Origin of the sequence: Tractidigestivibacter sp. (assembly GCF_050946515.1) — a bacterium.
GTDB lineage: Bacteria > Actinomycetota > Coriobacteriia > Coriobacteriales > Atopobiaceae > Tractidigestivibacter.
This window is the reverse complement of record NZ_JBMNUX010000005.1, coordinates 32,719-44,426: the sequence shown is the minus strand read 5'-3', so window position 1 is coordinate 44,426 and position 11,708 is coordinate 32,719. Positions and strand designations below refer to the sequence as shown.

General features: G+C 59.6%; 9 protein-coding genes. 6 read left to right on the top strand and 3 right to left on the bottom strand.

Going from position 1 to position 11,708, the window contains the following annotated elements; translation table 11 throughout:
- Nucleotides 1-63: 63 nt before the first annotated feature.
- Entirely contained in the window at nt 64-1,050 is a 987-nt protein-coding gene (locus ACOYJL_RS04335; protein WP_433568993.1) for a BMP family protein, read from the top strand.
- Between the two features lie 88 nt (nt 1,051-1,138).
- Here ACOYJL_RS04335 and ACOYJL_RS04330 read toward each other — a convergent pair whose 3' ends face one another.
- Nucleotides 1,139-2,320, bottom strand: coding sequence for a YgeY family selenium metabolism-linked hydrolase (locus ACOYJL_RS04330; protein WP_433568992.1), 1,182 nt, complete (start codon nt 2,318-2,320; stop codon nt 1,139-1,141).
- A 332-nt stretch (nt 2,321-2,652) separates the two neighbouring features.
- Between ACOYJL_RS04330 and ACOYJL_RS04325 the strand changes: the two genes are divergently transcribed.
- From ACOYJL_RS04325 to ACOYJL_RS04315, 3 genes are read left to right on the top strand one after another with little or no spacing between them, the layout of a single operon-like run.
- A complete protein-coding gene (locus ACOYJL_RS04325) occupies nt 2,653-4,161 on the top strand; it encodes an ABC transporter ATP-binding protein (protein WP_433568991.1) in 1,509 nt (502 codons plus the stop codon).
- A 39-nt stretch (nt 4,162-4,200) separates the two neighbouring features.
- Nucleotides 4,201-5,319 (top strand): ABC transporter permease, encoded by a 1,119-nt coding sequence (locus tag ACOYJL_RS04320; RefSeq protein ID WP_433568990.1) that lies wholly within the window; start codon nt 4,201-4,203, stop codon nt 5,317-5,319.
- Complete coding sequence (locus ACOYJL_RS04315) at nt 5,320-6,249, top strand: ABC transporter permease (RefSeq protein WP_433568989.1); 930 nt, start codon at nt 5,320-5,322, stop codon at nt 6,247-6,249.
- 366 nt (nt 6,250-6,615) lie between these two features.
- On the opposite strand, the gene ACOYJL_RS04310 is transcribed toward ACOYJL_RS04315, so the two are convergent.
- Both ACOYJL_RS04310 and ACOYJL_RS04305 read right to left on the bottom strand, forming a co-directional pair.
- Nucleotides 6,616-8,196: a hypothetical protein gene (locus ACOYJL_RS04310; RefSeq protein ID WP_433568988.1), complete on the bottom strand. Its 1,581-nt coding sequence runs from the start codon at nt 8,194-8,196 to the stop codon at nt 6,616-6,618.
- Nucleotides 8,197-8,201: 5 nt separating this feature from the next.
- Nucleotides 8,202-9,602 carry a hypothetical protein gene (locus ACOYJL_RS04305; RefSeq protein ID WP_433568987.1) on the bottom strand — a complete coding sequence of 467 codons (1,401 nt, stop codon included), beginning with the start codon at nt 9,600-9,602 and terminating at the stop codon, nt 8,202-8,204.
- 170 nt (nt 9,603-9,772) lie between these two features.
- Here ACOYJL_RS04305 and ACOYJL_RS04300 point away from each other — a divergent pair, with 170 nt between their 5' ends.
- Nucleotides 9,773-10,348, top strand: coding sequence for an ATP-dependent Clp protease proteolytic subunit (locus ACOYJL_RS04300; RefSeq protein ID WP_433568986.1), 576 nt, complete (start codon nt 9,773-9,775; stop codon nt 10,346-10,348).
- A gap of 44 nt (nt 10,349-10,392) precedes the next feature.
- Nucleotides 10,393-11,697 (top strand): VirD4-like conjugal transfer protein, CD1115 family, encoded by a 1,305-nt coding sequence (locus tag ACOYJL_RS04295; RefSeq protein ID WP_433568985.1) that lies wholly within the window; start codon nt 10,393-10,395, stop codon nt 11,695-11,697.
- Nucleotides 11,698-11,708: the final 11 nt, after the last annotated feature.

Sequence of the window (11,708 nt, the reverse complement as noted above, 5' to 3'; positions counted from 1 at the left end):
CAACCATCTGGCCAAACGTCTGGAGGCGGTTATATGCATCATTTGAGAAAAGGGATTGCCGGCTTGCTCCTAATTGCCTTGGTTGCGTTTTGCGCCTTCCCGCTCCTGGGATGCGAGTCAGGCACGACGGCTGAGCAATCCTCAGAGAGCTCTTCGGAGAGCACGGAGCACACCTATCGCGTCGCGATGGTCTTAAACGACAGCATTAACGACGGCGGCTGGGGCTCAAGCGCATATCAGGCCATGTGCGAAGCCGCGGAGAAGCGGGGATGGGAGACCGCCTACACCGAGAATGTCGAGCAATCCGACTGGGTGACGGTCATGCAGAACTACTGTGACCAAGGATACGACCTGATATTCGCGCCAAGCGGGCAGTTTGCGGATGCCGTGCAGCAGGTGGCGGAAGACAACCCCGACACGCACTTCATGATCCTCTCGTCGGAAGTCACCTCGGACAACATCGAGAGCATGCTGCCCAACCTCGAGCAGATTGGATACCTTGCGGGCGCCCTCGCGGGCTTGCTCACCAATACAAACCAAGTGACCTTTGTCGGCGGCGTTGAGCTCGACACGACTGCCACCAAGGCAGCCGCCTTCGAAGAGGCTGCCAAGATCGTCAACCCTGACTGCAGCGTCTCCATTGTCTACGCCGGCTCGTATAGCGACGTGGCAAAGGGCAAGGAGATTGCCGAGGCGGCCATCTCAAGCGGCACTGACGTCATCTATGGTGACGCGTCTGCCGTGGACTCCGGCGAGCGCGAGGCAATCCAGGACCACGAAGGCGTCTACGACATCGCGCAGCCGTCTGATTTGGGAAGCTCTGACGACGACGTCATTGCATGCTCGATTGTGACCGACAACGAAGTCATGATCGAGCAGTGCCTCGAGGACGTCGAGAATGGCGACTTCGGCAACAAGGTCGTTGAGGGCTCGATGGAGGACGGGACAATCAAGGTCGGCACCTTCTCTGACAAGCTAGTCTCCCAAGAGATTCAGGACGAGTTTGCGGAGTACGCGAAGCAGATAGAGGAGGGCACGTTCGGTCAGTAGCCCTACCAGCAGTCTCGATGCGAAAGGCGGGGCTTGGCGCGTCTGATGCCGCCAAGCCCCGCCTTCGTACGCTCAATGTTCAGCTGAGCTATCCCAGCAGCGCCTCGAGGATGCCGTAATAGCTCTCGCATGCACGCTCGAGCTGGGAAATCTCGATGTATTCGTCGACGGTATGAGCAAGGTCTTCTCGGGATGGTCCCAGGCCAATGGTGGGGATGTGCGCCTCGCCCGCGTAATGGCTCCCGTTGGTGCAGAAGTTGTACTGCGCGACTGCGGGGTTGAGCCCCTTCTCTTCCAGATGGCCCTTGATGCGCTCGATCCATTCTTCGTGCTCGTCGTAAAGCCAGCCTGGGAAGAAGCGCTCGGCCTCAATGACCTCGCCCGTGTAGCACGTTGCCTTGGCATGGGTGAAGTCGACCTCTGCCGAAAGCTGGGGGTCGTTGCGCGACAGCTGGTCTATGAGGCTCTTGACTGGGTCGAGCACGCCTTCTGGGGTCTCGTCTACAAGAAGCCGCCGGTCATAGGTTGCGCGGCAGCCCTCGGGGACTACCGATGCGCCTGGATAGGGTTCGCTTTTTATGTCCACGAGCTCGAGGATGCCCTTGCCCAGCACCGGGTGCTCGGGAGGCTCGATCTGGCGAACCTGCTCTACCAGGTCGCACATTTTATAAACCGCGTTGACGCCCTTCTCGGGGTTTGCCGAGTGTGCCGGCTTGCCATGCGTGACCAGCGTGAGCTCCGCGCGGCCGCGCTGGCCAACCTTGATGTTGCAGTTGCTCGCCTCGCCGATGATCACGTAGTCGGGATGGCAGATGCTGCTTACCGTGCGTGACGCGACTCCCTCAAAGCACTCCTCCTGCACGACGCCTGCCACGCAGATGGTCCCTGCAAAATCGCGGTTTGTGTCAGCGGCGAACCAGCCCACGGCTTTCGTGAATGCGGCGTCGGCGCCCTTCATGTCGCTCGTGCCCCTGCCCCAGATTTTTCCGTCATGAATCTGAGCCTCGAAGGGAGGGTAGGTCCACTTCTCGGCGTTCTCTGCGGGCACCGTGTCGATGTGGCCATCAAAAAGGACGGTCGGTCCCGGACGATTCCCATGGATCGTTCCAATGACCGAGCCGTTCTTGTCTATCCGCACCTCATCAAATTTCATCGACTCCATCTCTTTATAGAGGCAGTCTGCGACGTCCTTCTCCTCTCCTGAATAGCTCTTGGCGCGGACGAGGCTCTGGCACAGTTCGACCAGCTGCTGAGAACGGCTCGGTTCCATTTTTCTGGCTCCTCTCAAGGTGGGCGCGCTCCATGGGCGCGTGCTGACACGCAAAGAATAGGCGCGGCAGCGCCACCTGGCGCCCCTGGGCGGGGATGCCGTAACAGTTGGGTCGTTGGTTGTAACAGCCGTTAACATGCGCGCCTGCTGAGAGCGCCTTGACGCGAGGGGCAGGAAATCTGTAGGACAAGCAATTTCCCATTTCTCGTAACAATAAGAAACGTTATGGAGTTGGTACAGCAACTCTTGCGTTACTGCTGCCGCCTAAGCTCAGCAATGTAATGTCTGCCGGGGGCTGGCTAGTCCTCGCCATCAAATGAGAGGGGGACAATATGGCCGAGCTTATGCGCATGGAGCATATCAGTAAGCGGTTCGGGACCAAGCTTGCAAACGACGACGTATCTCTGAGCGTCAATGAGGGAGAGGTACATACGCTGTTGGGTGAGAATGGGGCAGGCAAGTCCACGCTCATGAACGTCCTCACCGGCCTGTACCAGCCTACAAGCGGGAAGATCTACTTCCGCGGCCGCGAGGTGAGCATCGATGGCCCTCGCGATGCGACCAACATGGGAATCGGCATGGTTCATCAGCACTTCATGCTCATCAATGCGATGACCGCGCTCGAGAACATTACGCTTGGCACCAAGAACAGCTCGTCTCCGCGCTTTAATCGAGCGGAGGACGAGAAGGCAGTCCAAGAGCTTGCAGACCGCTATGGGCTGGAAGTCGACCTTAACTCTCGCATTGCCGACATGTCCATCGGCATGCAGCAGCGCGTTGAGATTCTCAAGGTGCTCTATCGAGGAGCAGACTTGCTCGTCCTCGACGAGCCCACGGCCGTTCTCACCGATGTCGAGGCGGAGAGCCTTTTTGACATCATGCGCTCGCTTACGGCCGAGAAGAAGTCGGTCATTTTCATCTCGCACAAGATGCGCGAGGTCATGAAGGTCTCTGACAGAATTACCGTCCTGCGCGATGGGAAGTCGGTGACGACGCTCAACTGTGCAGACACGACTGCGCAGGAGCTTGCCGATTTGATGATTGGCCGTCGCTTCCACGAGAGCATCTACGAGAAAGTCACCAATCCTGGAGAAGAGGTCATGTCCCTTGAGCACGTGTCCCTCAACCCAGAGCGTAAGCACGGCGGACTCAAGGACGTTTCGATCACCATCCATCGCGGGGAGATCGTTGGGGTTGCAGGAATCGACGGCAATGGCCAGTCACAGCTTGCGCAGGTGGTCACGGGCTTTTCGGAGCCTGACTCAGGCACCGTGAAGACGCCGGTTGGCCCCGTTGCCATCTATAGCCCCAAGAGCTTCATCGATGCTGGGGTTGCCGACGTGCCCGAAGACAGAAACAGCATGGGGCTTGTGGGAGACATGAGCATCGCCGAGAACCTCATCTTGAAGAACACCGATGACGAGCGGTTCTCATATGGTCATGGCGCCTGGCTCAGGACAAAGCCCATTCATGAGTTTGCCGAACAGATGCGCGAGAAGAACGACATTCGCTGCGCCTCGGTTGACCAGCCCGTCCGCAGCCTCTCTGGCGGCAACCAGCAGAAGGTCATTCTGGCCCGCGAACTCGAAAGCCACCCGTCTCTGTTGGTGGCCGCATACCCTACGCGCGGCCTTGATATCGGGGCGACGGAGTTCGTTCACGACGCGATGATCAAAGAGCGCGACGAGGGCTGCGCAATTCTCATGATCAGTGCGGACTTTGACGAGGTCCTGAAGCTATCCGACAGGATCGTCGTTCTCTTTGAGGGGCAAGTGATGGGGACGTACCCAGGAAAGGGAGCGCCCATCAAGGAAATTTCTCTTGCCATGGCGGGGAAGTAGGCAGCGATGTTTGATAAGAATCAACGGGAGTCCCTTGCGATGAGGTACGAGCGCATCTTCTCGTTCCTCGCTCCCCTCATTGCAATTTTGATTTCATTTGTCATTGGCGGCATCATCATTCTGTTCCTTGGAAAGAACCCAATCCAGGGCTACGCGCTGCTGTTCTCGGGCTCTCTTGGCAGCGCTCAGAAGATTGCCAGCTCTCTCATTAGCGCTTGCCCGCTCATCTTTACGTCGCTTGCGGCAACCTTCGCCTATAAGTGCGGCGTATTCAATCTCGGCGGAGAGGGCCAGTTCATCATGGGCGCGGTAGCGAGCATTACGGTTGCGCTCACGTCGGGAGTCGAAGGGGTTCCGGGAATCTTGCTGTGCCTCATTGCGGGCATCGTCGCCGGGGCCCTGTGGGCAGCGATACCGGCAATCATGAAGATTACGCGCGGCCTCAACGAGATGATTACCTCAATCATGCTCAACTACGTGGCGACCCTCTTTATGGGATACATCTATACCAGTGTCTTTCGCGATGGGGCAAACCCGCAGACGCCTGCGATCTCTGACTCGCTCAAGCTCTATAGGTTCTCTGGGTTCCGCATCCATGTGGGAGTCATCATTGCCGTGGTGCTTGCGGTGCTCATTGCCTACGTGCTCAACAAGACGTCCTTTGGCTTCAAGATTCGCGCCGTCGGAATTAACCCGCTCGCAGCGCGCGTGAACGGCTTTCCTGTGAAGGCGCTCATTTTTGCCGCGTTCATCATTTCCGGAGCGATAGCAGGACTGGGCGGCTCGGTTGAGCTTTTGGGCAAGCAGTATAGGCTCATGAGCGGCTTTGGCGATGGGTTCGGCTTTGACGGCGTGGCAGTCGCGCTTATTGCGCAGCTGAGCCCCATCGGCTCTCTTGTCGTGGCCATCTTCTTCGGCGTGCTTACGACAGGGGCGTCCTCGATGCAGGTTGGCATCGCCGTGCCTACCTCCATCGTTGAGATTATTCGAGCGCTCATCATCATCTTCTCCGTCTCCGGCATGGCCTGGATGAGGCTTCCTAAGACGAAGCAGCTCTTTGCCGAGCTCGCTGCCCGCAGGGAAGCAAGGGCGGAGAAGGTTGGCGGCGCAAGCATGTCAGTTGCTGCCGCCTCGAGCGAAGAGGGGGCGAGGTCATAAATGGACGCTATTATTTCGTCGCTGCCAGATATCCTCTCGTCTACGGTGAGGATGACCGTGCCGCTGCTCCTGGTTGCCATTGCGGAGCTCTTCAGCGAGCGCGCGGGCATGGTCAACATCGGGCTGGATGGCCTTATGTCCGGCGGAGCGCTTGCCGGCTTTCTGGCGGGCTACTTCACGGGCAACCCCTGGGTTGGCGTCTTGGCGGGAATGACCGCGGGCATCCTCATAAACCTGATTTATGCATATTGCACCATCAAGCTCTGCGTCGACCAGGTGGTGCTTGGCATGGCGATAAACATCCTTGCCCCTGCGCTGGCGTCGTTCTTCTACAAGGTTGCGTTTGGCGACTCGTCGGCTCTTGCGCAGGGCGTCCAGATGTCCACCGTGAGCATTCCCATCCTGTGCGACATCCCGGTGATAGGCGAGGCGTTTTTCCAGCAGACGATGCTTGCCTACATTGCCTACCTTCTGGTTCCCCTGTCTGCAGTGTTCTTCACGAAGTATCGCGCAGGCCTGAACTATTGTGCCGTTGGCGAGAACCCGCAGGCGGCAGAAACTCTCGGCATCAACGTTATTGGGACCAAGATTCTTGCCTGCGTCATTTGCGGCGCTCTTGCTGGGCTTGGCGGGGCCTTCCTCACCCTGTGCTACACCAGCACCTATACCGACGGAATCGTTGCCGGGCGCGGATTCATCGCTCTTTCCGCAGTTATCTTTGGTCGCTGGGAGTCTGTGGGGGTGCTTATCGCCTGCCTGCTCTTTGGCTTCTGCGACGCCCTTCAGATTGTTCTGCAGGTCAACATCCAGGGGACCCCATACCAGTTCTTCCAGATGATCCCCTATGTCGTTACGCTCGTCGCGCTTGTGCTCTTTGTCTCCAAGCACCTGGGACCTGAGGCCAACGGGCAACCGTATTACCACGAATAGGTCGTGAGGCCGAGCAGCTTGCGACGATTCTTCAAACAATGCCCCGGCTCTTGAGAGCCGGGGCTATATTATTGGAAAGCAGGCGGCATGGTGCAGAAGCCGCGCTCTCGGGGCGGACGGTCTTGGAAGGCTGAGCCTCGGAATCTTGTGCCAGTAATTATTACTGGAACTCAAATTCCCATTAGGCATACTACTTCTTGCGTCAGCGTCCCTTGAGAACCGCATAGCACCAGCCGCCGAGGTGGTTCGGCCGCCACCTCGGCGGAGCACTAGTTACTACAACTAATGGTTGCTACAACCACAAGCCCCGAGCCGTAAGGGGTCGTTTTTCATGGAGGTCGCACCGGAGCCGGCCTTTCCGTCGAGCTAAGCGCGCTCGGGAGGCTGCCCTTCACCGCTCTCCTTCGCAAACGCGTCGCCCTTGTCGTCGACAAACGCTTCGGGAAGAAACGCCGCAAGGTTGCCGATACTTGACGCGGGCGTTCCCTTTGGCAGCCTGACATCGTGGTTGAGCTCCTGGTACTTCTCGCTTCGCGGTCGCATGAGGTCTTGGAACTCCTCGATCGCCCGGGATACCTCGCGCTGCTGAGAGATGGCAAGCTGGTACCCAAAGAGGCCCTCGACTGCGCGGCTGCCTTTATCGGCCTTCGTGTCTTCTGCTGAAGACTTGCTCTGCAGGCGAAAGCCGTTCTTCTCGCTGTCTTGCGTCTCGAGGCTGCGAGAGAGCGCGCAGATAAGCACATGCTCCCTGGAGCGCGGCGCGAGAGTGCTCACGAGCTGTCTGTCCAGCCGCTTTCGGCCTACAAGCAGCACGTCGAACTCTCGCTCAACGTCGGTGTAGACGGGAACGACGACGTCCTCGCTCGTTGCCTCTCCGTCCACGAGGCTCTCGTACAGCCGTCCCGCCCGGTTGATCTGCTCGTCCTCGACGCTCTCAAGATAGGCTTGGATGAGGTCGTCGTCGATGTTCTTTGACTTCTCGACCGTCTTGGCTCCGTTGGAGGCGCGGATGCCATGGTTGTTCAGCCAGTCAGAAGCCTTCAGCCACAAAAGCCAGCTCTTGCAGGAATAGAGCAGGTCTTCGATGCCGCTGCCAGGTCGCTTGCTGGCCGGATTTCTCTGCCACGCCTGCCAGAGCAGGGGCTCTACGCTCTTGGGCGTGATGCCGCTGACGGCGAGCGAGTGCGCCGAGGTCTTGTCCTTCTTGAGGAAGTCTTGAACGATCGCAAGGGCCGCGTCAAAGAGGCGGGCGCGATCCTCGCTTGTCCCGAGCCTGTAGCTGTAGAGCAGGTCGTTCGAGAACTCCTCGAACACCTCAAGGCGATGGCCCTGCTTTGTCGGGAGCGGAAGGCAATCAAGCGCAGTGTCGCCGATCTCGCGGAGAAGCTCGTGGCTCACGATGCCTATCGCCGCCGAGCAAGCGGTGGCATGGGGGCATGATTTCGCCGAGGGGCACGCGATAGGCGCTTTGAGATGCTTTGCGAGGAAGTTGCCGATAGTGGTCGCTGCCCTATGGTCGACGTTCGAAATGACTGCGAGCGCCTCGGACTGGGACAGCGCCTGCATGTCGCCCGTTGCCTTCCGTTTTGGCAGCCCAGCCACGCCTAGGCGCGCTGCGATGTTGGCGTAAAGGCAGAGGCCGCCGCAGGCCGTCCTCTTGCCAGCGCTTGCCGTTGGCGCCGAAATACTGAGCCTTGCGCACGCCAAGACAAAGCTGTTTCTTGGGCTGCGGTTTTTCCAGGCAAGCTTGAGGGCATAGCGCTTCTGGTCATGCGCCTGCTCGATTAGGTACTTGTAGAGCATTGGCTCCTCGGGACTCACCCAACGGGCGGTGTCATCGTCTTCGTCGCCCTTTGCGACGAGGCTGCCGCTTCTGTAGGTGTGCACTTGATCCCACATGGTCTCGAGCACCCGGTCGTGGAGGCTTCTGTCCTTGAACGTCCCCATGGACATCACCTGCCCGTCTTGTCCGCCTGCGCGTTTGCGGAGAGACGCAGACTCGTGATGTCCGAGCGCACGCGCTCCGTGAGGGCGCGCACGAGCCTCGATTCTCCCGAGAGGTTGAGCCCGTGCTTCTTGAGCACCACCTTCGCCCCTTCGGTCACGAGCATCTCGTGGTTGTCGGGCAGCCCCTTCGAGAGCCGCTTCTTCCAGCCTTTCCGGAACGTCTCGTATGCCTTGCAGTACTCGTCGCCGGCACCGTAGAAGCGGCTCCAGTCCGTCTCGTGCGTCTCGATGCCAAAGGGGTCGTATGCCTCGGGCGGCTCGACGAATTCCCCAAAGTCCTCGGAGCAGTCCCAATTGGTGCCGTCGTCGAGCTTCTCCTCGCTCGGCTCCTCGTCCTCGACATCCCAGGGGTGGCCTTGGTAATCGTCGGTCTTCTCCTCTGCGCGCGAGATGGCAGCGAGAAGGCGCTCGCGCTCTGAATTGAGCGCCGGGCGGTCCTGATCTTCGTGAAGCGACGACGCTTTCTTCCCAGAAAGGCGCTGGTAGGCAAGGTCAAGGTCCACGACGGCCTCTGGGACAGTTGCGTCGAGGATATCCGCACGCCCTCCAAGCTCCTCGCGTAAGCGGGCTTGGAAATAGTTCTGGTCCATGTCGTTGCCCAGCATGTCAAGGGGGTAGGGCGACACTGCCTCTGGCTTGTCGAGCATGAGCCACGCCGGAGTGTTGGGGATGTCCTTTCCGGCGCCCTCCTCGAGCACTTCGAGCGTGTGGACGTCCTTCTCGTCCATTCCCAGGATTGCGAGAAGCGCCTCCACAAACGCGCTCATGGTGTCGCGCAAGGTGTCAGGCTCCTCGACCTTCGTGATGGGAAGCGCGTCTGGCGAGCGGTAGGGCATGCGGATGGGATCGGGGTCAACGCAGCAGAGCAAGCAGTAGGCAAGGGACTCGAGCCACGTGCGCAGGTCATCGTCAAAGGGATCGCCGAGGTCGTAGCCAATGAAACCCCAGAACCTCTCAATGTCATCGGGGTCGGTAGGCCCCCAACTGTCTTCGGCCACGTCGTTGTGCCAGTCGAAGCGACTGAGCTGCGACGCCTGCTCCACCATCTCTGCCGCCAAGGCCTTGCGCTTATCGGCCAGCTCGCCCTCATAGACGTTTAGCGCGCGGGTGACGGAGACGTTTTCCCAGCTCAGCTCGTCACGCATCCAGCTGAGCAGGTCTTCGAGCTCGTATCTTGACAGGGCTATCTCATAGGCGTCGAGAACAGCGTCCTCGCACTTGCGATTGTCCTCCCATGCTTCCTCGTTGAGGCGGTCCGCCTCCTCGCGCTCTTCGTCTGTGAGCTGCTGCGCTTGGCGAATCTCTTCGTAGAGCTCGCGATCGTCCTCAGGATTGTCTAACTCCATGATCCGCCTCTCCCAAAGCTGAAGATTCAGCTTGTCGAAAATTCAATAATTGAGGTTCTCACCTCGAAAAACATTATGCCAGTAAATTTTACGGAATACAAGTTGACCCTACGGTAGATTAATTGTGCACTAAGGGCTCGCCTTGCGAGCACGAGCAAAGGAGGCACTGCATGCCAAGCATCATCCGAGAGACAAGCAGGGGATTTTTCCAAGAGTCGCTTGAGGACTACGCATTTGCGCGTCGTCGGCTTCTCATTGCCGACAAGATTGACGAGGCCATGGCGACCTGCGTCTGCCTGGTCCTTCAGTATCTGGCCGACCAGAGCCGAGACGAGAAGATCACGCTTCTGGTGAACTCCTATGGCGGGGGCGTCTCGGCCGGCCTCACCATCGTGGACGCGATTGCGGCCTGCCCGTGCCCCGTCACCACGGTGTGCCTGGGCACGGCAGCGAGCATGGCCTCGCTGATCTTCATGTCCGGCAGCGAGCGGCTGATGCTTCCCAACTCTCAGGTCATGATTCACGACCCGCTCATCGCCGAGACCAACGGCGGCTCGGCGCTGAGCATGAACGCGCTGGCGGAGCACCTCATGCAGTCGCGCTCCAAGCTTGCCTCCATCATCTCGGAGCGCACCGGCAAGACTCTCGACGAGGTGCTCGAGGCCACGGGCAAACAGACCTACTTCGACGCGCCCTCCGCAATCGAGTGGGGCATTGCCGACCGCATCGTCGAGTCTTTCGAATAGGCTACCCGCCATAACGCAGGCGGAAAACGAGAGGAGAACAACTTATGTCCCAGACCGAAAACACCATCAAGAGCGGCAGGATTCTCGCTGACGGCGTCGTTGTCTCCAACGACTCATCCACTACGCGCCTCAACAACAACGACCTCGTGCTCGGGCCTTCCGGCTCGGGCAAGACCCGCGGCTACGTGATGCCCAACATCCTGCAGGCAGAGGGGTCTTTCATTGTGACGGACACCAAGGGCAACCTCGCCCGTACCCTCGGCCCCACCCTCGCGGAGCGTGGGTATGCGGTCCACTACCTGGACCTTGCCCGCTTTTCCCTCAACAGCCACATTGCCGATGGCGTCACCGGCATCGGCTATAACCCCTTCGACTTCATCGACCGCGACCCCAAGACGGGTAGGGTCAGCGAGCGCGATGTCATGTCCATGGCCCATCAGCTCTCACCGATTGAGAATCCCGATGACATCTTCTGGGACCGAGCGGCAGAGACGCTCATTGCGGTGCTCATCGGATACGTCCTGGACTACCTGCCCGCGTGCGAGCGCAACCTCAGCTCCTTGGGCGTGCTGGCCGAGAACCTCGACAGCGGGGTCACTGCCGACCTGCTCGACGAGCTTGTCGCCACCGACCCCGAAGGCTTCGCGGCCCGCAAGTGGCGCATGGTGCGCTCCGAGCAAAAGGCCGATAAGATGTACGCGAGCATCTGCGGCATCGTTGCCGAGAAGCTCAACGTGCTGACCTTCTCGGATGCCGACGCGCTCTACAGCGCGAAGCACCGCCTGAGCTTTGAGGAGCTCGCAACCAAGCGCACCGCGGTATTCATAACGGTCAGCGACACCGACCGCAGCATGGACCGCGTGGTCAACCTGCTCTACGCCCAGGCCCTGCAGGAGCTCTGCGCCATTGCGGACGCCAACTGGCCCACGAGCAAGCTGCCCGTGCCCGTGCGGCTGTACCTCGACGACTTCGCCACCAACTGCACGATTGCCGACTTTGACAAGATCATCTCGGTCATCCGCTCTCGCGACCTGTCCGTGAGCGTGATCTTGCAGGACTACACGCAGCTCGTGAGCTCATACGGCGAGTTTCGCGCGGCGACCATTGCCAACAACTGCGACCACTGGCTTTACCTCGGCGGTCAGGACGTGGCGACGGCTCGTAAGATTGCCGAGAAGGTGAGCCGCACCACGGACAGCATCTTGAGCATGCCGCTTGACCGGGGATTCCTCCTCCAGAGAGGGGCCAAGGCTCTTGAGGTGACCCCCTTCGACGTGTCGCGCCATCCGCTCTATCGAGACCCCGTTCAGGCTCTGGACGTCCCCGACCAGCTCAGCCCCGCGTGCTGACGCGGACCCTG

Excerpts from the sequence above, each read along its gene's own strand:
- ACOYJL_RS04330 (WP_433568992.1), bottom strand. The coding sequence starts at position 2,320 with ATGGAACCGAGCCGTTCTCAGCAGCTGGTCGAACTGTGCCAGAGCCTC.
- ACOYJL_RS04310 (WP_433568988.1), bottom strand. The coding sequence starts at position 8,196 with ATGGGGACGTTCAAGGACAGAAGCCTCCACGACCGGGTGCTCGAGACC.
- ACOYJL_RS04325 (WP_433568991.1), top strand. The coding sequence starts at position 2,653 with ATGGCCGAGCTTATGCGCATGGAGCATATCAGTAAGCGGTTCGGGACC.
- ACOYJL_RS04315 (WP_433568989.1), top strand. The coding sequence starts at position 5,320 with ATGGACGCTATTATTTCGTCGCTGCCAGATATCCTCTCGTCTACGGTG.
- ACOYJL_RS04305 (WP_433568987.1), bottom strand. The coding sequence starts at position 9,602 with ATGGAGTTAGACAATCCTGAGGACGATCGCGAGCTCTACGAAGAGATT.
- ACOYJL_RS04320 (WP_433568990.1), top strand. The coding sequence starts at position 4,201 with ATGAGGTACGAGCGCATCTTCTCGTTCCTCGCTCCCCTCATTGCAATT.
- ACOYJL_RS04300 (WP_433568986.1), top strand. The coding sequence starts at position 9,773 with ATGCCAAGCATCATCCGAGAGACAAGCAGGGGATTTTTCCAAGAGTCG.
- ACOYJL_RS04295 (WP_433568985.1), top strand. The coding sequence starts at position 10,393 with ATGTCCCAGACCGAAAACACCATCAAGAGCGGCAGGATTCTCGCTGAC.